Origin of the sequence: Nocardia asteroides (assembly GCF_900637185.1) — a bacterium.
Classification (GTDB): Bacteria; Actinomycetota; Actinomycetes; order Mycobacteriales; family Mycobacteriaceae; genus Nocardia; species Nocardia asteroides.
Genome location: NZ_LR134352.1, coordinates 3,826,423 through 3,847,552 on the forward strand (window position 1 = coordinate 3,826,423; position 21,130 = coordinate 3,847,552).

Sequence of the window (21,130 nt, forward strand, 5' to 3'; positions counted from 1 at the left end):
GATTCCTCTCGGGGGGGCGGGGGAAAGAAGGAAGGCCAGGCTAGCGGCATGCAGCCGCCACACCCGCGCAACATCCCGCTGGGAGGGAGAGAAGACAGCATCTGGTGACCTGGGCAGAGGCTGTCGGCCCTCGACCCCTATGTCTAGGGCGGTTTACTGTCTCAGAATGTCGACATCCAGTTGATTCGATATGTCCCGAGCGAGGTCGTCATCGGCTGGGTGAGGCGGTCTGGCGTGCAGAAATTGCCTCTAGCTGTTTGTTTGTATGGCACGGACGTGTCATAGCTGTCTGGGTCAATCGGTGGCGAGTTGCACTTGGGCCGTTGACTTGCTGTCGCGGGCGGGTCTAGTGTTTCTACTCACGCGTAGTAATACTTCTACGCAGTCGTAGAAAACGGATTGGAAACCCGCTATGGCAACAATTGCTTCGCTACGGGAGTGGCTGTCGCTTCCCCCGCTGACGCCCGCGGAGGACTACGGCTTCTTCGGTCCGGAATCGGTCGCGTGGCAGGTCTGGAGCTATCCGACCAGCTTGACGGTCGGCTTCCAGCGCGCGGTGGTGATCGAAGAGCTGGACCCGGCGCTGGTGGCCTCGGTCGACGCCACGCATGCGATCTACGACCGGCCGCGCACCCGATACGACCGCACGCTGAGATATTTCGCCATGGTGCTGTTCGCCGACAGCCGGTCGACCGCGCACGCGGCCGACATCCTGGTGAAGATCCACTCCAAGGGGATCGGCGTCGACCCCGTCACCGAGCGGACCTACGACGCGAACGATCCGCACTCGCAGCTCTGGATCCACCTGACCGCATGGCATTCCATTCTCGTCGCCTACGAGAAGTACGGTCCGGGCCGGCTCAGCGAGGCCGACGAACTGCAGTACTGGGCGGAGTGCGCGCGGGCGGCGGAGTTGCAGACCTGCGACCCGGCGGAGGTGCCGCGCACCAGGGCCGGGGTCAGCGAGTACTTCGAGCAGATGCGCCCGCAGCTGATCGGGTCCGGCATCGCCCGCAAGGCGATGCGCCACCTGCTGCAGGCGGAGGTGATGATGCCGGAGATTCCGCTGCTGCTCCGGCCGATGTTCAAGGTGGTGTACGCCTTCCTGCGCCGGGGCACTCTGGCCACCATGCCGCGGTGGATGCGGGAGATGGCGGGATTGCCCAAGGGCAGGCTGCTCGACGCACTCGTCACGACGCCGATGAGCGTCGCTTTCACGCTGGTGAGCATGAACGCGCGCTTGCAGATTCAGCTGCTGCGGCTGATCTCGCCGATGACGGTGCCGGTCGCCGCTCCGGTGCTGCTGAAGATCGCGCCCGCGAGCACCACGACGATGACCCCGCGGCAAGCGCAAGAACTCTACGGCTACGACATTCCCGCGCAGGCCCACCAGGCCTTGCGGGACAAACAACGCGCCCGGGTCTTCGGCCGCGGGGAGGCGCCCGACGATCAGGGTCTGATCGAATCCCAGGCCGTGCTCGGCGAGATCTCCTGAGAGGTGACGTGATGATCAAAGAACTGCTCGGCTATCGAATCAGCCTGCGCCAGCTCATCTTCCTCGGCATCGCCTTCGGGGTGCCCTACTTCCTGATCGGGTTGTTCTGGCTGGGGGCGCACTATGAGCACCTCGACGATCTGCAGGGCTTCGACAAACTGTTCTCGGCGATCGGCGAGATCATCGCCTGGCCGCCGTTGGTGATCTCGGATATCCGGTTACGGTGACGTGGGCCGGTCATGAGGTGCCTGGGCGTCCTCGGCTTGCCATGCCGAAACCACCGATCCGCCGGACGGGATGATCCGGGTCCCCGTGTCGTCCCTGGGCAGCGTCCTGGTCAGTGCCCGCGCCGTGGGCCGAAGTGCCTGGGGGGAAGCGAGTTCCGGATTCGACAGCACCAGTCGGCCGAGCGATTCGATGAACCCGAGCATGACGCGACTGGTCAGTTCGACGTCGACGTCCTTGGGGCCGCCGCGGCGCGCGATGCCCGTCTCGAGCAGGTGGGCGCAGCGGGCGACGACCTTCTCCCTGGCGTCGGCGAGCAGGCCGCGGTAGGAGGCGGGCGCGCCGTCCGCGGGCACGAGGATCAGCCGCCAGCGCACCGGATCGTCCTGTACCGCGGTGAGAAAGGCGATGACCGCCTCCTCGAATTCCACATCGGGATCGGAGTCGTCGAAATCCGCGGGAAGCGCCTCGAGGACCTGTGCGATGCCCCGTGTGTGCTCGCGCCGCAACAGTGCGTCGAGCAGCTGGGGCGCGGTGGGGTAGATCGCGTACAGCACAGGTTTGGCGACGCCGGCCTCTTTGGCCACCGCCTGCATCGTGAGCTCGGCCAAGCCGTCCCGGCCCGCGACCGCGCGAGCCGCGTCGAGCAGTTGCTCGCGACGCTCCTCCGGCGGTAGTCGGGGGCCGTTGCGGCGCCGCGGCCGGGCAGGTCGCGGTGGGGCGATCCGCCAGACGCCGTCGGTGTCCTCTTCGATGCTCATCAGAAAATGATCCCCCACGGGCAGGGTGCCGCGTCGGCGGCGCTGCTGGTGTCCACATATCTACTCTAGCGTAGAAAAATATAGCTACGGCCACGTAGAAAATGTTCGCGGTGAATTCAGGCGTCGCGCCGAGTTCACAGCTCGGAGCCGCGACAGCAGCACATCGTTCCAGCCCATCAGCAACCGCCGAGAGTGAACCATCATGCAGCAGTCGTCGACCAGGATGTCCGGCGAATTCAGTGACGGGGCAACAGCTCCGCCGCAGGGCGTCGACGCCCGTGATCAGATCATCACCGCCGGGCTGACCTACTGGCGCGAACACCCGCAACGCGCCGTCGAGACCGCGGGGCGCCAGGTCCTGATGACGGGCCGGGCGCTCGCCGAACTGGTCCGCGCCCTGCTCACCCGGCGTTTTCCCACCACGGAGTTCGTCAAGCAGTGCGCGTTCATGGCCAGTGTGTCGGCCACTCCCACGCTGCTGGTCGCGATTCCCATCGCGGTCGTGGTGTCGATCCAGGTCGGCTCGCTCGTCAGCCAGGTCGGGGCGACCACCTTCATCGGCGCGGTCAACGGGCTCGGGATCATCCGCCAGGGCGCCCCATTGGTGACCTCGCTGATGATCGCGGGCGCGGTGGGGTCGGCGATCTGCGCGGATCTCGGTTCGCGCACCATCCGGGAAGAGATCGACGCCATGACAGTGATGGGCGTCGATCCGGTGCGCCGCCTGGTCGCCCCTCGCCTCGCCGCGGCGGTCGTGGTCAGCACCCTGCTGTGCGGGCTGGTCGTGTTCGTCGGGTTCGCGACCGGCTACGTGTTCAACGTCTACATCCAGGACGGGACGCCGGGCTCCTATATCAGTACCTTCGCCTCGTTCGCGGTGGCCGCGGATCTGGTCGTCGCCATGGTCAAGGCGACGGTCTTCGGCGCGCTGGCGGCGATCATCGCCTGTGACACCGGGCTGCACACCAGGGGCGGACCGGCCGGGGTGGCCGACGCTGTGAATTCCGCGGTCGTCAACTCCGCGATCGTCCTGTTCGCGACCAACATCATCCTCACGCAGCTCTACAACGCTGTCTTCCCGTCGAAGGTGCTCTGAGATGGCCTCCGGTTACGTTCCACCCCTGGCGCGTCCGGTGCGCAAGCTGCGCGCCGCCGCCGCCGTGCCGGCGACCGTCCCGGTGCGGCTCGGACACCAAGGGCTCGTGTTCTTGCAGGCGGTCGCGGCGATTCCCTTCGTGCTCAGGCACTATCGGAAAGAACTGCTGCGATTGATCACCGACGTGAGCTTCGGCAACGGCTCGTTGATCGTCGGCGGCGGGGTGATCGGCGTCGTGGTCATTCTCTGCGGTTTCGGCGGGATCACCGTCGGCATGGAGTCGCACACCGCGCTGAATCTGCTCACCATGAGTCCGCTCACCGGCGCCATCTCCGGATTCGCCACGACACGGGAATTGGCACCGCTGCTGGCGACGCTGGCCTTCGGCGCCCAGGCGGGCTGCCGGTTCACCGCGCAGTTGGGCTCGATGCGGATCTCCGAGGAAATCGACGCCTTGGAATCGATCGCGATCCGGCCGCTGCCCTATCTGATCACCACGCGCATGCTGGCGGCCGTCGTCGCCATCGTGCCGCTCTACACCGCGGGCCTGGCCGTCGCCTATATCGCGACGCGGCTCACCGTGGCCTTCCTCGGCGGGACGACACTGGGTACCTACGACCACTACTTCCACCAGTTCCTCGACCCGGTGGACGTGGCCTACTCGATCCTCAAGATCATCGTCTTCGCCGCCGTGGCGACCTTCATCCAGTGCTACTACGGCTACACCGCCGCGGGCGGGCCCGAAGGTGTCGGAGTGGCGTCCGGCCGGGCGATCCGGATGACCATCGTCACTGTCGTCTTCGTCAATCTCCTGTTCTCCCTGTCGATCTGGGGGATCGACCCGGGCATCAGGATCACGGGATAGGTCGCGACCATGATCATCGACCCCAGCGGGCGTGGCCCGAGTGCTCTGCGGCTCGGTCTGCTCGGCGTGCTCATCGCCGTGCTCATCGCGATCACCGTCTATCTGCTCGGACTGCGCTACAACGGCGAGTTCCTCGACACCGTCGAGGTGACCGCGGGCATGACCAGCACCGGCGACGGCGTACCCGAGCGTGCCGACGTCACCTTCCGTGGCGTGCTGGTGGGCCAGGTCGCCCGCACCGACATCGCTGCCGGCGGCGAACGCCAGAACATGCTGCTGCGCATCGAACCGTCTATGGCCCACCGCATTCCGGCCACGGTCACCGCCCGCGTGGTGCCCAACAACATCTTCGGTGTCACCGCGGTGGAACTCGTCGACAACGGTCCCGCGCCGGATCGGCTACGCGACGGAGCGACCATCACGCAGGACACCAGCGAGGTGGGCGCTCAGTTGCAGACGACCCTGACCACCCTGCGGACCGTTCTCGACGCCATCGATCCGATCCGGCTCGCCGCCGTCCTCGGCACGTTGGCCGACGCGCTCGACCCCGCCTACCGCATGCCGGGCTCCACCATCGAGCGGCTCGACACCTGGACCACCCAGGTCAGGGCGACGCCGGGGATCGGCAACCTGCTCGGCGATCTCGGGGCCGCGGCCTCGGCGGTCAACGAGTCGGCGCCTCAACTGGTCGACACGCTCGTCTCCTCGGTGACCGCGGCGCGCACGCTCACCGAGAAACGCGCGAATCTGATCTCACTGCTGACCGCCGCCCGCGGCGTGGTGGGCGTCACCAACACCTTGTTCGAGCGCAATCCGGATGCGGGCCCGGAGCTGGTCGGCGGGCTGCACGAGACCTTCGGCGCGCTGGCCGCCGACTCCGGCGCCATCGGCACCGCGGTCGCCAACCTCGAGACGGCGCTGAACAAGCTGGCGACGGTGTTCAACTGGGGACCCGACAAACACATGCGCTGGGTCGTGGACGTGAGTTTCACCCCCTTCACCCAGTACACCGCCGCGGACTGTCCTCGCTACGGCGAGCTCGCCGGGCCACGCTGCGGGGGCTCCTCGGTGCCGTATACCGCTCCGGAACAACGTATTCCGACCCAGTTGCTGCCAAGGCGGCTGGAAGCGGCCGGCCCGCCCGCTGTCGTTCCCGGCCTCCCGGCGATCCCCGCTCTTCCCGCGATTCCGGGACTGCCCGCGATCCCCGGCCTGCCCGCGGTTCCCGGCCCGACACCGAACGAGCCTGCTCCCGGACCCGCCGTGGCCCCCGCCTCCGCTCCGGCCGCCCTGCACGGCGTGGACGCCATCGAGGCGCTCGTCGGGCGAGCTCCGAACGCCGCGCACCTGGTCCTGCTCACGCCGGTCCTGGCCGGCGGAGCGGTCAACGTCACCTACTCCAACCAGCCCCGGGGGAACTGACATGATGAAGACCCGCACCGCGGTGCTGATCGTGACGCTGTTCGTCGGCGTGGCCCTGGTGGCCGGTTACACCATCTTCTCGACCTTGCAGCGCGGGGTCAGCGGTGACACCGTCCGCTACAGCGCGACCTTCGGCAATGTCCTGGGTCTGCGGGTCGGCGACGACGTCCGCATGGCCGGAATCCGCGTCGGCCGAGTGGATTCCATCGAACTCGACGCGGATCGGCGCGCGTCGGTGGTGCTGCGCGTGCAGTCGCGCCATCAGCTCACCACGACCACGAAAGCGCTGATCCGTTACCAGAACCTGATCGGGCAACGATATGTCGCGTTGGCCGCCGGGGAGCGGGGAGGAGACCGGCTGCCGCCCGACGGGGCCATCCCCTACGAGCGCACCGAGTCGTCCTTCGATGTGTCCACGGTGCTGGCGGGTTTCGAACCACTGTTCGCCACCTTGGAGCCCGACGACATCAATTCGTTGTCGCAGACGCTCGTTCAAGCTCTCCAAGGCGACGGCGTATCGCTGAGCGCGCTGGTCACCCAGGCCGCGCAACTGGCCGGCACCTTCCGCGACCGTGACGAGATCCTCGGACAGGTGATCACCAACCTCGGCGGGGTGGTGGAGGGCCTGGCGAACCGCAGTGGCGAGCTGGAAACGCTGATCACCCAGACACGGATGCTGACCGTCGACCTCTACGAGCAGGGTACGACGCTCGCGACCGCGGTCGAACAGGCATCCGGGTCGACCAGCCGGCTCGCCGATCTCATCGCGCGGATCAGGCCCGGGCTCGCGCAGGCGCAGCAGTCCGCCGCCGAAGGCGTGCACCTGCTGATCTCCAACGGCGCCCGACTCGACATCACCGCCGCCGAACTGCCTTTCGTCCTGGCCGGTCTCGCCCGGATCAGCGGCAACGGCGCCTACATCAACTCCTACTTCTGCAATCTGGATGTCTCGCTGTGGGGAGTCCTGCTTCCGCCCGGGATGTTCAACCAGATCGGTGGCAATTCCCAATCGGAGGTATGCCGGTAATGACGTCCACCCGACCACCCGAGCGCCTGACCCGGGTCATCGACGACATCCTCACCACGCTGCGGCTACCCACCGTGGGCCGAATGTGGCAGGCTATTCCGAGCTATTCGGGCAATCGCCATTGGTGGCTCGGTGTGGGTGCCGGTGCGGTGGTGGTGGTCCTGCTGTTCGGGTCGAGCGCGCTCACCCGGTTCGATCTCGGCAGCCGGACCGTGCACGCCGAGTTCGCCCAGACGGCAGGCCTGCGCGCGGGAGACAGCGTCGATATCGCGGGCATCGAAGTCGGAACGGTGAAGTCGACGCGGCTGGCAGGGGACCGGATAGAGGCCGCGCTCGCGATCGACAGCGAAATCCGGGTCGGCGACGATGCCAAGGCCGCGATCAAGATGTCGACGATCCTGGGCCGGATGCATGTCGAACTCGACCCCGGTGCGCCGTCGGCGCCGCGCAGTCGCCGCATTCCGCTGGAGCGGACCGAAGTTCCCTACAACCTGGCCAAGGTCGTCGACGACGACAAATACACCCATTCCTTCGAACACCTCGAGCGGATGGACCCGGTGGCGTTGCGGGCCTCGCTCGACGCGCTCGCCCGGCAGTTGGGGGACTCGCCGCAATTGACCGCGGCGGCACTGGATTCGGTGGGTTCGCTGGCCGCGGTCATCAGTGATCGTCGTGACGAGGTCGAGCGGTTGCTGCGCAATATCGACAAGGTCTCGAGCGTGGTGTCCGACAACCAGAACGCCGTACTCCTGCTGCTGACCCGTGGCCAGGCCATCGGCGACGCGGTCGCCCGACGCCAATCGCTGGTCACCGAGCTGCTCGACAGCATCGCCGCGCTCTCGGCGGATCTGCAGGCGATGGGCGTCGAGAACGCCGGACAGCTCGCACCGTTGATCGCCGATCTCAACACCATGTCGGCGGGCTTGCAGAACAACAAGGCCAATCTGGACAACCTGTTCCAGATCATGCCGGTCACGCTCCGGCAGTTCAACAACTCGCTCGGAAACGGCCCCTACGGGGAGATCTACCTGCCGTGGATGTTCCCCGACAACTGGCTGTGTGCCGTGCAGGCCGTGGAAGGTTGCCGCTGATGCGCACGACATTCGTCCGCCTGGCCGTGCTGGCCGCTGTCGCCGTCCTGGCTGCGGGCTGCTCCGCGCTGCCGCACAGCCTGACCTCGTTGCCGGACCGGCTGCTCGGCAAGGAAGAGACCATCACGGCGGACTTCGAGAACGTCGCCGGCCTCTACGTCGGCAACGAAGTCTCCGTCCTCGGCATGCCGGTGGGCCGGGTGACCGAGCTCGTGCCGCAAGGAAAGTACGTGCAGGTGCACATGGTCGTCGATGCCGAGGTCGACCTGCCCGCCGACGTGGTCGCGGCGCTGGTCTCGCCCCAGATGATCACTAACCGCCACATCGAACTCACCCCCGCCTACACCGGCGGCCCCACCCTGCCCCGCGGCAGCCACATTCCGTTCGGCCGCACCAGAACGCCCGTCGAGCTGGACCGTATCCTGCGCAATTTCGATGACATCGGAAAGGCGCTGGCGGGCAGCAACACCGACGGCCCGATGGCGAGCCGGGTGCTGTTTCCGCTGCTCGACGGCAACGGTGACCGCATCCGCGAGACCTTGGCCGCGCTCTCCGGGGCCTTCGAGGTGACCTTGGCCAACAAGGATCAGATCTCCAACGCGATCGTCCGGCTCAACGACGTCACCCAGATCCTCGCCGAGAACGACGCGACGGTCCGCGACTTCAGCGCCCGGCTGACCCAGCTGGTCACCCTGATGCGGGAGCAAGCTCCGGGACTCCAGGCGGTCCTCGCCCAGCTCAACGACTTCGTCGCCAACACCAGCGCCGTCGTCGGGGAGAACGAGCAGCCGCTGACGGACGCGCTGCTGCGATTGATCACGATCACCGCGCAGATGCGCGACCACGCACGAGGACTCACCGAGGTCGTCGACATCGCCCCGCTGTTCCTCGGCAACCTGGGCAACGCGGTGAGCCCCGAAGCCAAGGCCGTTCGCCTGCATCTGCTCACGGACAAGAGCCTGCTCGACAACGAACTGCTCTCGCTGTTCTGCCAGCGGGTCGAGCTCCGGGCAGACGGCTGCCGAACCGGCAGGCTCGAGGACTTCGGCCCCGACTTCGGGCTGTTCGCCGCGCTGCTGGGGCTGACCCGATGAGCCACAGCCTCTCCCGTGCGGCGGTGCTGGCGCTGACGATCTGCTCGGTGGCCGGCTGCACGATGACCGTCGACTCCATGCCCCTGCCCAAACCCGGCCTCGACGGCCCCACCTACACGGTCCGGGCGATGTTCGACAACGCGTTGAACCTGCCCGATCGCGCGCACGTGAAGGCAGGCGGCACCGACATCGGCATCGTCACCGGCCTCGACACCACCGATTTCGTGGCGACGGTCGAGCTGGAGATCCGCGCGGACGTTCGCCTGCCGCGCGGATCTCGGGCCGAACTTCGCCAGCCGACACCGCTGGGCGACATCTATGTCGCGGTCGTGCTGCCCGAACTCCGCCCCGGCACACCGATGCTGGCCGACGGCGACGTCATCGACCAGGACCACACCTCGGCGGGCGCCTCGGTGGAGGAGCTGATGATGTCGCTGTCGATGTTGCTCAACGGCGGTGCGCTGAGTCAGGTGGCCCGGATCACCAGCGAGTCGAACTCGATATTCGAGGGACGCGGGCCCCAGCTCTCGCATCTGCTCACCGAACTGACCGCGACGCTCACCGCGCTCAACGAACGAACCGGCCAGATCGACGCCGTCCTGCACGGTCTCGACTCGCTCAGCGTCACACTCAACCAGCGCAGAGCCGAGCTCGGCCAGGCCGCGGACACCTTCCCGCCGCTGATCTCGGTGCTCACCGAGAACAACCGTGCCATCACCGAACTCACGACCGAGGTCTCGACCACCCTCGGTGCGCTCGGCGAGTTCACCTCCACCAGCAGCGCGGACTTCGTCGGCCTCTTCGAGAGTGTGCAGGCCCTGATGTCGGGCTTCACCCAGATGGGCGACCACCTGGCCGGCGCGCTCGACGAGCTGCACGCGTTGCACCCGGCGTTGCTGGCCACCACCCAGGGCACGAGCCTCGCGGTCGCGGCGACGGTGTCCTACCTGAGTGTCGGCGCCCTGACCGACCCGCAGGGGAGCAGGCTGCCCGACGGCTCGGACCCCGGCGCGTTCCTCGGCAGTCTCGCCGAAGTACTCGCGCGCGTCATCGGCCGGTTGCAGGGAGGCGGGCGATGACCGGATACCGCCGTGGCAGTGTCCGCTACACGGTAGCCCTCGTCTTCACCTTCGGTGTCTGGTTTCTCGGCCTGGCGCTCGAGGTCGCCGCCGTCTACCTGCTCCGAGCTGCGAGCTGGGCCAAAGGCCATGTCAACGGCATCGCGGCAGCGGGACTGGTGGCGACACTGATGGTCAGCGGCGGCTATCTGCTCGTCGATGTCGTCCGGGTCGATCCGCTGGGTGACACCTTCACGGTCCGGGTGGAGCTGGCCGGCTCGGGCGGGCTGCTCGAGCACTCCGATGTCACGTTCCGTGGTGTGCGCGTCGGCACGGTGCGGTCCTTGGAGCTCTCCGAGACCGGAGTCACCGCGGTGGCCGACATCGATGCCGCCTATCGCGTCCCCATGGGCGGTGTGGTCGTCGTCGCTCGATTGTCGGCCGCGGGGGAGCAGTACCTCGATATCCGCCCCGATTCCGACGACGGCCCCTATCTGACCGACGGTGCGGTCGTCGAGCGCGACCGGACGTCGACCCCGGTCACCATCGACGAATTCCTCACCGATACAGCTGATTTCATCGGCGGCTTGAACCCGCAGCGGTTGAACGTGATCGTCGCCGAACTCGACAAGGCGCTGGCGGGCGGGCCGGACCAGCTGCGCACGGTGATCAGTGGGATCAGTCAGGCCATGGTGGGAATGACCGAATTGCTTCCGCAGACCCGCAACCTCGTCGAGAAGCTGGCCGTCATCGCCGAGACGACGTCGCACGCCCAGCCGGACCTGCGCGCCCTCGTCGAGGGGTCGGGAGTGCTGTTCGGGCAGTTCGCCGCCGCGGACCAGGAGTTGCGGCGGATCCTGGATCTCGGCCCCGGCCAGTTGGCGACGCTGGGCGGCGTGATCGCCGAAACCACCGACCCGGTCACGAATCTGGTGACGAACCTGCGCGCCATCACCAGGGCCGCCCGCCTGCGCACACCGGCGTTGACCGCGCTGTTCCCGGCATTGCGAACGGGTACCGCCTTGCTCGGAGTTCCCGCGCACGACAACGCCTTCCACACGATGGTCGACATCTGGCCGCGACCGTTCTGCGAATACGACACGATCCCGGTCTCGCCCGCGACCCTGTCCGACGGCACTGTCCGGCTCTACAACTACTGCGTCACCAGCGATCCCGCGCAGCAGATCCGCGGGTCGGCGAACGCGCCACGGCCCGACGCGCCCGACAACACCGCCGGACCACCGCCGGGTAGCACCGGCGACGAGCGGTCCGTGCCGCTGCCCGGACGTTGAAACCACCGCTTTCGAAAGGAACCCCCATGACAGAGACCGAGGAATCGGCGAACATCGTGTCAGCGCCATCCGGCGAGTCCACGCCCACCCCATCCACCGGCCGATCACCGCGCCCACGGACCGCCGCGATCGTCGTCGCCCTGGCCGTGGCACTGGGCGTCGCCGGGACGGCCGCCGGCGGTTACTTCGGTTGGCGGAACCACCGAGCCGGCGAACTCGAGCGATCGCGCACCGAGGCGCGGGCGGCGGCCTGTGCCTACGGCTCGGTGTTGTCGACCTACAACGCCGCCGATCTGGATTCCTATTTCGCCGCCGTGCTCGAGCGTGCGACCGGCGCGTGGAAGCAGGAGTTCGAGTCCACCAGTGCCGACCTGCGGGAGGTGCTGATCCAGGGCCAGGTGCAGTCGACGGCGGGCACCGTGGAGTGCGCGATCGCCACCAGCGGGACCGACACCGCCGAGGCCATCGTCGTCGTCGACCAGTCCATCGCCAGCGTCGGAACCCAGCAGCAGCCCCGCCGTGGTCAGCTGTCGATCACGTTGTCGCTGGCCAAGTCCGGCGATCGATGGCTGACGAGCAAGGTGTCCTCGCCCCTGCTGCGCACCAACCCGTGAAATCTCCCACTGATCTGTTCCTGCGACAAGGACTGCGCTGCACATGGTTTGGCTCGTTCTGCTCGGTTCCGCGCTCGGCGCCCTCCTCGTCGCCGTGGTCGGTGGTCTCGTCGTTCTCATCGTGCTGCAGCGCCGCGCCGCACGTCTGCTCGGCGCCGCGACCCCGCCGGCCGACGACCGGACGATCCGTCTGCTCGAGTCTCGGCGGCAAACCTTCCAGATGTCGGGAGAGCAGTACTTCGCAGCGATGCCCTGGCAAGTGTGGTCCGCCCTCGAAGAGGGTGCGTTCACCTGGATTCCGATGATCGGTGGGGTCACCTACCGTGATCACGATCGTGGTCCGGGAACGGTGCGCACGCTCGACGCCATCGTCTTCGCGGCCGCCGAACAGGTGACCCGCCGCGATTCGTGCACCCGGCTGAGCGTGGTCGGCATCGAGACCTCGATCCCGCTGCTGGTCAAGTCCTACATCATGGACTTCCGGCTCACCGAAACCTCCGCGGGCGCCACCGTGCTGCGGTGGACGATCGCCGGCCGACCGGCCGTCTTCGCCTTCGTCCCGCTGAGCTGGACCGCGGTCTTCATTCGCCCGTTCGTCCAGGTCGTGCTCAGGAGATGGGCCGGCGACTTCACCTGAAGGTCCCTACGGCGGGCTCGCTCCCGACCCTGACCCGAACGCGACGCACTCGGTCTCGGAACCCGCCCCACCGGTTCCGGTGCCGCTGTACTCATACCGGGTAGGTGTCGTGGAACGCGTCCCGCACGGTGGCCGCGCCGTGTGCGTCTCGCTTCTCGATACCGGTGAGGATTTCCGACACTCGCCAGTAGTGCGACGGGACCAATCGGCCGCCCGTGACCACGCCCAGCGTCACGTTCGCTGCCTCATCGGGTTTGTCGGCGGCCACCAGCGCCAGACCCAGGTCCAGGTTCGCCATGGCGAGACGGCGTGGACGGACATACGTGGTCCGCTTCAAGTCGGCCACGACGTTGCGCGCGTACACCTCAGCCGCCGGGTCACCCAGCCAGGACAGTGTGGTGGCGACGTAGGTATCGGCCTTCGACGGGTCATAGCGAAAGTGATGCTCCGGCCGGTCCGGGGTGCGCAGGCCGGACACCAGGCGCGCGACACTGCGCAGCGCTCCGTAGGTGCCCGCGCTGTCCCCGATACGTGCCAGCGCGCGGCCCTGCTGCGCGGTCGCCTGGATGTAGACCGAACTGTCGGCCGGGGCGATGTCGCGCGCCGCCTGTGACAACTCGGCCGCTTCGCCGAACTCGCGATGGATGAGGTGCTGCCAGGCGCGTGTTTCCAGGGTCCAGGCCGCGATCTCGGGGTGCTCGGACTCTTCGGCGATATCGCGCGCGGCGCGCAGCCGGGATGCGGCGGCGGGTAGTTCGTCCAGGTCTATGTGGCACGTTCCGGCCAGCAGTGAGAGCCACCCGGCGGTCACCAGCAAACGACGGTGCTGCACGAGGGTCATCTGTCCGTTCAGCAGACGGGCGGTGTAGCCCAGGTGCCGGCGTATGCCGACCAGCAGTTCGGCGGGCGGGGTGGTCGAGTAGGCCGACGCCAGATCGTCCACGGCCATTTCCAGCCGCTCCAGTGTGTCTCCGCCGACGTCGGAGGCCGCGATTCGCTGTATCCATTCCTGCCCGGCCCGTTCCCCATCGGCCGGTTCGCCCAGAGTGGCGTGATATGCGGCGGACACCTCGGCAGGTACCGGCCGCTTGCCGGACTCGATGAGCGACAGATAGGCGGGTGAGTAGTGCGTCAGCCGGGCGATCTCGCGCAGCCCGACCCCGGCCGCCTCCCGTGCGGCTCTGAGCTGTGCACCCGGTTCCATCGTTGCCCTTCGGCTCGGTCAGCTGTGAACACTCTGTCAACACCGTAAGCCTGTGACCACCGATAACGCACGCCTAGCGTTGCATTCAGCCCCACCGCCGGGTATCGAACCGGCCTGGTGCCGGTTCCTCGGCGGTGGGCGCATCCACCCAGAGGCCCAGCAGCACCAGGAGGGGACCGTGACGTCGTCCGAGAGAACCCGCCCGCTACCCGAACGCACCCCGAAGCCGCTTCAACCGCAACCGCTCGAGGTCGCACCGCCCGAGATCATCCGTCGCCTGCTCGTCGCGCTGGAAGTTTGGGAACCGCAGTGGAGGGCGTCGTGAACAGCCGGCTTCTATCCCTGACCACACGGCCGCGAAACGCTCCATGACGGTCCGGCCGTCGTCTGATGGATTGGCGCTGGCCTCGCCGTTCCGGGTGGTCTGCCACGGCTCGCTGGACAACCTCGAAGCATGGCTCGACGCTGCCGAGCAGCGCGACCGCGACCGGCCGCCCCCGCGCTCGGTCGGTGGGAAGGCAGACGCGTGACCAGCCTGATGTGGATTCTTGTATTCGGCATCCCGACCGCTGTCCTGGTCGCGGCGATCGTCTGGCCGGAGCGCATCCCGCCGGACCGGACGGTCGATGGCATCCAGCAGCGCCTCGAGTGCGAGGCAGGCGCCACACCGGCTGTCGAATCGGTGCGCGAAGGGTCGGCGGGGCGGGACAGGCTGTGAGCTCGCACGGAGTGACCTAGCGATATTGCCTCGCCCCACCGACTCTCGCAGGCACCGGCGTGAGCCGGGCACATACCCAGGTCCGAGATCTGCCGATGACGGTAGAGATCGGCAGACGACATGCAGCACCCAGGACCTGGCGAGCCGGATCTCGGCCGAAATACCAGCTCAGCCAGTATTCGGCACGTGGACACCGAAAGACTGCCTCGATCACGGAGCGACCCAGCGCCATTGTCGTCGAATGCCACCGGGGCAAGGAGAGGGATCGGTGACCGAATCCGATCCGGCACACGCGGGTCACGAAGACGAGCGGTTCGCCCGCGCCGACCGGAGACGCGCACCGCGTTCGACCACGTGTTGTCGACCAGCTACGAACGCATCACCCACGATCGCGACGCCTGAACGTCCAAGACCGGCCGACGATTGGTACCTCTCACAGCTGGGGTGTGAGTCGTTCGGTCCACCGTCAGATTTCCGGAGAATTCTCGTTCGGTCGCGGGCGGGTGGGTGACCATGGCTTCTGGTGCAGTGCCTGACGAAGGGCGCCGTCGCGGCACGGGGCCGGGACGCGTGGGCACTTCCCGGCAGAGTGGCCGGGCCGAGAGAGGCGCAGTAGAGATGTCGAGTGATGTCGTGGATGTGACCGCGGAATTCGCAGTCGCGAGGCAAGCGCTGTGGGAGGTTCTGCTGGATCCGCAGAGCTATCCGCGGCTGTGGACGGGCATCGGGGGATGCGAACGGGTGAGCGGTCCCGAGGGCGACACCATATGGCAGGTCCGCATCGGCGACGCGGCGGCCGGAGTGCGCAGGGTCGCGCTGTCTGTGCGGATCGGCCGCTGGTACGAGAGTTTCGAGCTGAACAACGCGGAGTCGGGCAGCTTCGCGCTGATCCGGCTCGCGGGTGATCAGCAGCGAACCACCGTGAGTGTCACCGTCTTCGCCGCGCCCCGGCTGCATCCGGCGCTGGAGCGGGTACGCGCCGCCGAGACCGTCCGATGGATCAAGGCCGGGTTGCGGCGAGCCGTCGACGTGGTGCGTGGGGCGCGGACATCGGTGGTGGGCAACGGTGATCGGGCGCCGATCCGCCGAAAGTCCGAGCTGGTGCGCTGGATGGCGAGCTCCGGGCTGGTCGCGCCGCCGGTGACTACGGCGCGGCAACTGCGGTCGCTGTATCGGTGGGGTTTCAACCTGGCCGGTGGCTATGCGGCGGGCGCCGCGCACAGTCCCGACCAGCTCGCCCTGATCGACACCGTCAGTACGGCCACTTTCGCCGAGACCGACAAGCGCACCACCGCGCTGGCCGGGGCGATGTACGAGGTCGGGTTGCGTGCGGGCGACGCGATCGGGCTGCTCGCCGCCAACCACTGCGGCATGGTCGAGACGATGGTCGCGGCGGGCAAGCTCGGCGTCGATGTCGCGCTGCTGAACGCCGGTCTGTCGGGCAGGCGGATCGAGGAGATCGTGCAGCGCCACCGGCTGTCGGCATTGTTCGTCGACACCGGGCTGAACCATCTCGTGCAGTATCTGCACGACGGCGTGCCGCGCTTCGTCACCGACGACCTGCCCGCGGACCCCGCCCGGATCACCATCGAGGATCTGATCGCCATGGGCCATAAGGAGTTTCCGGTCCCCACCCTGCCCGGGCGGCAGATCGTGCTCACCTCGGGAACCAGCGGTACCCCGAAAGGTGCGAGGCGCCCGCATCCGAAGGGATTCGACACCCTGGTCGCGCTGTTGTCGCGGATCCCGATCGAAGTGGGCAGCACGATGATGATCCCGGCGCCGCTGTTCCACACCTGGGGGCTCTCGGCACTGCAGCTGAGCACCGCGGTGCGCGCCACCGTCGTGCTCGCGCAGGGCTTCGACGCCGAGGAATGCCTGCGTCAGGTCGCCGAACATCGGGTGCGCACCCTCATCGCGGTGCCCACCATGATCCAGCGCCTGGTCGACCTGCCCGACGCGGTGCGCACTCGCCACGACCTGAGCAGTCTGCGGCACGTCATCAGCTGCGGCGCACCGCTGGTCGCGGCGACGGTGGATCGCTTCCTGCGGGACTACGGCGACGTGCTCTACAACCTCTACGGCTCCACCGAGGTCTCCTGGGCCAGTGTCGCGGCCCCCGAGGACCTCCGGGCCGCCCCGACCACCGCGGGCAGACCCCCGCTGGGCACCCGCATCGCGATCCTCGGCGCCGACAATCAGCCGGTGCCGAGAGGGGTGACCGGACGGATCTTCGTCGGCAATCACATGCTGTTCGACGGCTACGTCAACGACACCCCGCCCGAGGAAGCCGACGGCATGCTGAACACCGGCGATCTGGGCTACCTCGACGCGGAGGGCAGGCTGTTCGTGGCGGGACGCGACGACGAGATGATCATCTCCGGTGGCGAGAACGTCTTCCCCCGTCCGGTCGAAGAGGCATTGTCGTATCTGCCGCAAGTCAGCGATGTTGCGGTGGTCGGGGTATCGGATCGGGAGTTCGGTCAGCGGCTGGCCGCCTTCCTCGTCAAACACGAAGGCTCCAGCCTCGACTCGGACATGGTGCGCACCTACGTCCGCAACCGGCTCAGCCGCTTCTCGGTCCCGCGCGACGTCACCTTCCTCAACTCGCTGCCCCGCGGGGAAACCGGCAAGGTGCTCAAGCGGCTGCTCGTCGACCCCGCGGGGTTCGTCAACTGAACGGTGGACCGAGCACGGCAGGCCGCCGAGAGCACCGGGCATCGGTCAGCAGGCTTGCGCGGCCACCGCGGTCTGGTCGCGGTGATGGTGCGGTGTCTCGTCGATGTCACCGGCCAGTCGGGCAACCGCGGCCGACCGCAATCGCCACAGGTCTCCGGCCTTGCGGGGATCCAGCCCCGTCGCTCGGGCGATCCGTTCGAGGCGGTAGTCGACGGTGTTGGGGTGCACGTGCAAGACCTTGGCCGTGCTCAGGCGGGTGGCTCGGGTGTCGAGGTGGGCCAGCAATGTCTCCAGCAGCACGGGTTGTTCCTCGAGGGGATCCAGTACGGCCGCGAGCCGGTCGCGGGCGGCCCCTGGCCGGGTCAGCTGGTATTCCAGGGAAAGGCCCTCGAACGAGTGCAGGCCCATGCGGCGCAGCCGGCGCATGAGTTGGAGCATCGCGTCCACATGCTCGATCGCCGCGGGGATGTAGTCGATGGCCGCGGGAAGGAAGGTGGCGCGGATCGGGGCCTGCGCCGCGACGGTCATCGCCTCGACGAACCGTTCGGCGTCGGTGGTGCCCAGCCGGGGTGCGGGGACGAGCAGGGTTCCACCGCGCGCGGTCACCAGCGCCAGGGCGTTGTCGCCGCACCAGCGGGTGATCTCCGCCCTCACGCGGTGCACCTTGCGGTGGGCGACGATCTGGGGATCGAGACGCGGGTCCGACTCGTCGACGTGGGGAGCGATCTCGACGGCGAAGACCAGGTAGTTCGCGGCCAGCTGGATTCCGCACTCGCGGGCCATGGCAGGCGTCGCGGAACCGACCATCACCGCCGAGACCAGGGTTTCGACCGATTCCCTTCGGCTACTGCGTGTTTCGTCGAGGTAGGCCTGTGAGATCGTCACGGCGAGCCGATCGGCGATCTCGACGAACACCCGGGCGACCGCCGCCACGGGCGGGTACTCCTCGTCGGGGCGCGCCCGCGTGACGACGTGCTCGAACGCCCAGATCAGCCCTTCGTGCACCGCGTGCTGCATCGCGTCGACCGCGACGCCCGCGTGGGCCCACTCCAGCGCGCAGGCGCGCACGTCGGTGAGTGGTTTCCGGTGGTCGAGGCCGTTCAGCAGGTCGGCGGCCACCTCCCGGCACGCGCTCACCATGGCGATGACATCGCGGCGCAACGTCGGCAACGGCACTGTCGCGCCCAGTCGGCTGGTACGGACGAAGCGATCCATGATCTGTCCGGCGATCGTGGATACGGCGGGTAGGCCATCAGCTATCCGACGAGACGTCGCCGTGGCGTCACGCGCGGTGGCCTTGTTCATCATGCACATCTCCCTGTAGCGGCCGGTGTTCGTTCATCCTCCTGTCCGGCGACCTGGCTCACCAAGGGCCGATCGCACCTGAAAACCGACCGGTAGGTGCAATATGCACCAGTGAGTAGCGGCTGGTAGCTGTCGGTGTGCACCGACATCCGCTCAGCGGCGCCGCGGGGCGGGTGCTCGACACCGAAAGCCGGAGATTCATTCGCGCCGGGCGATGACAGTGCGGGATTCGGCATCAACCCCTGTCAACCGGTGATTGCGCGCCGGTGGAACCGGACCCGCCGACCCCTGAACGCCGCGTGGCCGACACCTATCAGGTGCGGTCGTGCCGGGAAGTCGCCGCTCCGATTTCTGGTGAACGGTTGTGTACCATTCTGCTCGTGAGAAGCGCAGAAACCCGGGTCAGGCTCGGTTCGACCAGGGGTTTTCCTCGCCCGGACCGCTCGCGATGAGCACGGTCGTCATCATCGTGCTCGCGATCCTCGCCGCGGGCGAAGCCGTCGGGTTGCTCATCCTGTCGATCCTGCTGATCCGCAGCAGACGTCGACAAGCGACTCAGCGGCTCACCACCACCCAGCGGCTGGTCGGGACCGGCCGCGAGGCCGTGCGGACCGTCTGGCAGACCGCTGACCTGGTGCGCGCCAAAGGTTTTCGCGCCGCCGTGCTCACTTCCGTGGAGGACCTCGCGGGCTGGGCGTGCGTCGAACGTCCGGATCTGGCGCGACTGGCGCCCGACGGCAATGTCGTGATCATGTTCTCCGACATCGAAGAGTCGACAGCGCTCAACGAACAACTCGGCGACCGGGCCTGGGTGAAACTGCTCGACCATCATCACCGTCTCGTCGAACGCTGCGTGCGCGAGCACAGCGGACACATCGTCAAGAATCAGGGCGACGGCTACATGATCGCCTTCGCCGCGCCCGAGCAAGCGGTGCGATGCGGGCTGGATATGCAGGCCGCGCTGCGCGAGATGGCCGAATCCGGGCCCCAGCAGGCCGGATTCCGGGTGCGGATCGGCATTCACATGGGCACCTCGGTGCGCCGGGGCGACGACCTGTTCGGCCGCAATGTGGCCATGGCCGCCCGGGTCACCCAGCAGGCCGACGGCGGGGAACTGCTCGTCAGCGAACCGGTGCGCGCCGCCATCGCGACCAGTGCCGGCCTCGCGGTGGGGGAGGGCCGTGACGTCGCCCTCAAGGGCCTGCGCGGAACCCACCACCTGACCCCGGTCATGGGCTGACGGGCGGGCCGTCAACGCCCGCGCGGTGAACTCTGCCGCCACCGCAGGGCGTCGAGCGCGACCGCGACGTGCACACTGTTGCCCGCCAGCGGACGCGGCAGCAATTCCTCGGCCCGCGCGAGCCGCCGCATGATCGTGTTGCGGTGGGTGAACAGTCGCGCCGCCGCCCTGGTCGCGCTGCACTGCTCGGTGACATACGCGAGGACGGCCTCGTGGATGTCGCTGTCGGCGTATTCCAGATCGCCCAGGGTGTATTTGACGAATCGGTCTGCCTGCGCGCCGTTCTCGGAGATCAACGAGGTCAGCTGAACTTCGGCGAAACTGGCGAGGCGACGAGTGGAATGCGGACGGGCCAGGATGCGATGCGTGGCCTGGGCGTCGAGGTGGCTGGTCCGGAACCCGGCGACACCCCGCCCGGTCGAACCGACCGCGATCCGTACCTCGGGAATATGGTCCACGGCGTCGGCCAGATCGGCGAGATCGGGTGGGGTGGGCCCCGGCACCCAGACCCACAGGGTGGCAGCGCTGGCCAACAGGCTCAGCGACGTCGCCGCACCCGCGGACTGTGCCAGGGCGCGGGTCACCCGGTGCGGTTCCTCGAGTTCGGCGCCGGGTGTGTCGCTCCAGGCGATGGCGGCGGTGTGGGTCGTGTCGAGCCGATAGCCGAGCCGGCTCGCCGCGCGGTCGACATTGATCGGTTCGCCTTCGAGGATCAGCGAAATAACCTCGCGCCGTTCGGCATACGAGCCATGCGACATCTCGTCGCGCTCGCGGCCGATGACCTCGATGATCGCCTCGATGGTTCCGTCCACGAAATCGGCGATCGACGCGGCGGAGACCTCGAAGACCTCTTTCAGCTCGAACGGGTCGGTCGTGAGGACGAAGATGATCGTCATCCACCGCTGCCAGGCCACGTCCTGACCGACCCGATAGGCCTGCAGCGCCGCCTCGTTCACCCCGCGCCGCACCAGATCGCGCACGGTCCCGATCTGCTCCGCGCCGAGATTGATCGGCACCGGCATGCCCGGATCCGCCACATTGGCCGAGGCCCAGTGCAGCAGATTGGCGCGATTGACCCGCCGCACCGCCTCGGCCAGCAGCGGGTCCTCGGCGATCGTGCGCAGGCTCGTCTTGGACAGCGTGGCGGCGTACATCTCGTCGAGCCACTCGTCCGGCGCGTTCAGCGCGACCTCGGCACCCTGCCGGATCACCTCGCGAGCGCGGTCGGACAGGCGTCGATCGAACAGGCCCTCACCCACGTGCATCGCCTCATTATGCAGTCTTCACTCCTGCCGGCACCGCTACGT

The 21,130-nt window shown here is 67.9% G+C and carries 20 protein-coding genes; 16 read left to right on the forward strand and 4 right to left on the reverse strand.

Features of this window, described 5'->3' with window-relative positions:
- Nucleotides 1-412 precede the first annotated feature (412 nt).
- Together EL493_RS17935 and EL493_RS17940 are read left to right on the forward strand one after the other, a co-directional pair.
- Nucleotides 413-1,495 (forward strand): oxygenase MpaB family protein, encoded by a 1,083-nt coding sequence (locus tag EL493_RS17935; RefSeq protein ID WP_019046680.1) that lies wholly within the window; start codon nucleotides 413-415, stop codon nucleotides 1,493-1,495.
- Nucleotides 1,496-1,506: 11 nt separating this feature from the next.
- Nucleotides 1,507-1,722, forward strand: a complete 216-nt coding sequence (locus tag EL493_RS17940; protein WP_019046681.1) for a hypothetical protein — start codon at nucleotides 1,507-1,509, stop codon at nucleotides 1,720-1,722.
- On the opposite strand, the gene EL493_RS17945 is transcribed toward EL493_RS17940, so the two are convergent.
- Nucleotides 1,714-2,481, reverse strand: a complete 768-nt coding sequence (locus EL493_RS17945) for a TetR/AcrR family transcriptional regulator (RefSeq protein WP_019046682.1) — start codon at nucleotides 2,479-2,481, stop codon at nucleotides 1,714-1,716. The two genes, EL493_RS17940 and EL493_RS17945, sit on opposite strands and share 9 nt — an antisense overlap.
- A gap of 202 nt (nucleotides 2,482-2,683) precedes the next feature.
- On the opposite strand from EL493_RS17945, the gene EL493_RS17950 reads away from it, so the two are divergent.
- From EL493_RS17950 to EL493_RS17995, 10 genes are read left to right on the forward strand one after another with little or no spacing between them, the layout of a single operon-like run.
- Entirely contained in the window at nucleotides 2,684-3,577 is an 894-nt protein-coding gene (locus EL493_RS17950; protein ID WP_019046683.1) for an MlaE family ABC transporter permease, read from the forward strand.
- Nucleotide 3,578: 1 nt separating this feature from the next.
- Entirely contained in the window at nucleotides 3,579-4,442 is an 864-nt protein-coding gene (locus EL493_RS17955) for an ABC transporter permease (protein ID WP_019046684.1), read from the forward strand.
- A 9-nt stretch (nucleotides 4,443-4,451) separates the two neighbouring features.
- Complete coding sequence (locus EL493_RS17960; RefSeq protein WP_019046685.1) at nucleotides 4,452-5,864, forward strand: MlaD family protein; 1,413 nt, start codon at nucleotides 4,452-4,454, stop codon at nucleotides 5,862-5,864.
- 1 nt (nucleotide 5,865) lies between these two features.
- Nucleotides 5,866-6,891, forward strand: coding sequence for an MCE family protein (locus EL493_RS17965; RefSeq protein ID WP_019046686.1), 1,026 nt, complete (start codon nucleotides 5,866-5,868; stop codon nucleotides 6,889-6,891).
- The gene (locus EL493_RS17970; RefSeq protein ID WP_019046687.1) at nucleotides 6,891-7,982 is read left to right on the forward strand and encodes an MCE family protein; all 1,092 of its coding nucleotides are present in this window, start codon (nucleotides 6,891-6,893) and stop codon (nucleotides 7,980-7,982) included. Before EL493_RS17965 ends, EL493_RS17970 begins: the two co-directional genes overlap by 1 nt.
- A complete protein-coding gene (locus EL493_RS17975) occupies nucleotides 7,982-9,076 on the forward strand; it encodes an MCE family protein (RefSeq protein ID WP_022567001.1) in 1,095 nt (364 codons plus the stop codon). Before EL493_RS17970 ends, EL493_RS17975 begins: the two co-directional genes overlap by 1 nt.
- On the forward strand, nucleotides 9,073-10,155 hold the full coding sequence (locus EL493_RS17980) for an MCE family protein (protein WP_022567000.1): 1,083 nt from the start codon (nucleotides 9,073-9,075) through the stop codon (nucleotides 10,153-10,155). The genes EL493_RS17975 and EL493_RS17980 overlap by 4 nt, the downstream gene beginning before the upstream one ends.
- Nucleotides 10,152-11,426 carry an MCE family protein gene (locus EL493_RS17985; protein WP_019046690.1) on the forward strand — a complete coding sequence of 425 codons (1,275 nt, stop codon included), beginning with the start codon at nucleotides 10,152-10,154 and terminating at the stop codon, nucleotides 11,424-11,426. Before EL493_RS17980 ends, EL493_RS17985 begins: the two co-directional genes overlap by 4 nt.
- A 26-nt stretch (nucleotides 11,427-11,452) precedes the next feature.
- Nucleotides 11,453-12,040, forward strand: coding sequence for a hypothetical protein (locus tag EL493_RS17990; protein ID WP_019046691.1), 588 nt, complete (start codon nucleotides 11,453-11,455; stop codon nucleotides 12,038-12,040).
- Between the two features lie 43 nt (nucleotides 12,041-12,083).
- Entirely contained in the window at nucleotides 12,084-12,677 is a 594-nt protein-coding gene (locus EL493_RS17995) for an SRPBCC family protein (RefSeq protein WP_019046692.1), read from the forward strand.
- A gap of 91 nt (nucleotides 12,678-12,768) precedes the next feature.
- Here EL493_RS17995 and EL493_RS18000 read toward each other — a convergent pair whose 3' ends face one another.
- On the reverse strand, nucleotides 12,769-13,881 hold the full coding sequence (locus EL493_RS18000) for a helix-turn-helix domain-containing protein (protein ID WP_019046693.1): 1,113 nt from the start codon (nucleotides 13,879-13,881) through the stop codon (nucleotides 12,769-12,771).
- A 368-nt stretch (nucleotides 13,882-14,249) separates the two neighbouring features.
- Between EL493_RS18000 and EL493_RS32400 the strand changes: the two genes are divergently transcribed.
- The 3 genes from EL493_RS32400 to EL493_RS18010 all read left to right on the forward strand — a co-directional run bounded on the left by EL493_RS32400 (nucleotide 14,250) and on the right by EL493_RS18010 (nucleotide 17,278).
- Nucleotides 14,250-14,411: a hypothetical protein gene (locus EL493_RS32400; RefSeq protein ID WP_022566998.1), complete on the forward strand. Its 162-nt coding sequence runs from the start codon at nucleotides 14,250-14,252 to the stop codon at nucleotides 14,409-14,411.
- Entirely contained in the window at nucleotides 14,408-14,599 is a 192-nt protein-coding gene (locus EL493_RS18005; RefSeq protein ID WP_019046695.1) for a hypothetical protein, read from the forward strand. The genes EL493_RS32400 and EL493_RS18005 overlap by 4 nt, the downstream gene beginning before the upstream one ends.
- Nucleotides 14,600-15,217: 618 nt before the next feature.
- On the forward strand, nucleotides 15,218-17,278 hold the full coding sequence (locus EL493_RS18010) for an AMP-binding protein (RefSeq protein ID WP_019046696.1): 2,061 nt from the start codon (nucleotides 15,218-15,220) through the stop codon (nucleotides 17,276-17,278).
- A gap of 45 nt (nucleotides 17,279-17,323) precedes the next feature.
- Here the strand turns inward: EL493_RS18010 and EL493_RS18015 are convergent, their stop codons facing one another.
- The gene (locus tag EL493_RS18015) at nucleotides 17,324-18,493 is read right to left on the reverse strand and encodes a PucR family transcriptional regulator (protein ID WP_074965475.1); all 1,170 of its coding nucleotides are present in this window, start codon (nucleotides 18,491-18,493) and stop codon (nucleotides 17,324-17,326) included.
- A gap of 538 nt (nucleotides 18,494-19,031) precedes the next feature.
- Here EL493_RS18015 and EL493_RS18020 point away from each other — a divergent pair.
- Complete coding sequence (locus EL493_RS18020; protein ID WP_019046698.1) at nucleotides 19,032-19,823, forward strand: adenylate/guanylate cyclase domain-containing protein; 792 nt, start codon at nucleotides 19,032-19,034, stop codon at nucleotides 19,821-19,823.
- Nucleotides 19,824-19,834: 11 nt separating this feature from the next.
- Here EL493_RS18020 and EL493_RS18025 read toward each other — a convergent pair whose 3' ends face one another.
- Nucleotides 19,835-21,088, reverse strand: coding sequence for a PucR family transcriptional regulator (locus tag EL493_RS18025; protein ID WP_019046699.1), 1,254 nt, complete (start codon nucleotides 21,086-21,088; stop codon nucleotides 19,835-19,837).
- Nucleotides 21,089-21,130 lie beyond the last annotated feature (42 nt).

Excerpts from the sequence above, each read along its gene's own strand:
- EL493_RS17995 (WP_019046692.1), top strand. The coding sequence starts at position 12,084 with ATGGTTTGGCTCGTTCTGCTCGGTTCCGCGCTCGGCGCCCTCCTCGTC.
- EL493_RS18010 (WP_019046696.1), top strand. The coding sequence starts at position 15,218 with ATGTCGAGTGATGTCGTGGATGTGACCGCGGAATTCGCAGTCGCGAGG.
- EL493_RS17935 (WP_019046680.1), top strand. The coding sequence starts at position 413 with ATGGCAACAATTGCTTCGCTACGGGAGTGGCTGTCGCTTCCCCCGCTG.
- EL493_RS18020 (WP_019046698.1), top strand. The coding sequence starts at position 19,032 with ATGAGCACGGTCGTCATCATCGTGCTCGCGATCCTCGCCGCGGGCGAA.
- EL493_RS17950 (WP_019046683.1), top strand. The coding sequence starts at position 2,684 with ATGCAGCAGTCGTCGACCAGGATGTCCGGCGAATTCAGTGACGGGGCA.
- EL493_RS17955 (WP_019046684.1), top strand. The coding sequence starts at position 3,579 with ATGGCCTCCGGTTACGTTCCACCCCTGGCGCGTCCGGTGCGCAAGCTG.
- EL493_RS17990 (WP_019046691.1), top strand. The coding sequence starts at position 11,453 with ATGACAGAGACCGAGGAATCGGCGAACATCGTGTCAGCGCCATCCGGC.
- EL493_RS17940 (WP_019046681.1), top strand. The coding sequence starts at position 1,507 with ATGATCAAAGAACTGCTCGGCTATCGAATCAGCCTGCGCCAGCTCATC.
- EL493_RS17985 (WP_019046690.1), top strand. The coding sequence starts at position 10,152 with ATGACCGGATACCGCCGTGGCAGTGTCCGCTACACGGTAGCCCTCGTC.
- EL493_RS17975 (WP_022567001.1), top strand. The coding sequence starts at position 7,982 with ATGCGCACGACATTCGTCCGCCTGGCCGTGCTGGCCGCTGTCGCCGTC.
- EL493_RS17960 (WP_019046685.1), top strand. The coding sequence starts at position 4,452 with ATGATCATCGACCCCAGCGGGCGTGGCCCGAGTGCTCTGCGGCTCGGT.
- EL493_RS18025 (WP_019046699.1), bottom strand. The coding sequence starts at position 21,088 with ATGCACGTGGGTGAGGGCCTGTTCGATCGACGCCTGTCCGACCGCGCT.
- EL493_RS18000 (WP_019046693.1), bottom strand. The coding sequence starts at position 13,881 with ATGGAACCGGGTGCACAGCTCAGAGCCGCACGGGAGGCGGCCGGGGTC.
- EL493_RS17970 (WP_019046687.1), top strand. The coding sequence starts at position 6,891 with ATGACGTCCACCCGACCACCCGAGCGCCTGACCCGGGTCATCGACGAC.
- EL493_RS32400 (WP_022566998.1), top strand. The coding sequence starts at position 14,250 with ATGACGGTCCGGCCGTCGTCTGATGGATTGGCGCTGGCCTCGCCGTTC.
- EL493_RS17965 (WP_019046686.1), top strand. The coding sequence starts at position 5,866 with ATGATGAAGACCCGCACCGCGGTGCTGATCGTGACGCTGTTCGTCGGC.
- EL493_RS17980 (WP_022567000.1), top strand. The coding sequence starts at position 9,073 with ATGAGCCACAGCCTCTCCCGTGCGGCGGTGCTGGCGCTGACGATCTGC.
- EL493_RS17945 (WP_019046682.1), bottom strand. The coding sequence starts at position 2,481 with ATGAGCATCGAAGAGGACACCGACGGCGTCTGGCGGATCGCCCCACCG.
- EL493_RS18015 (WP_074965475.1), bottom strand. The coding sequence starts at position 18,493 with ATGGATCGCTTCGTCCGTACCAGCCGACTGGGCGCGACAGTGCCGTTG.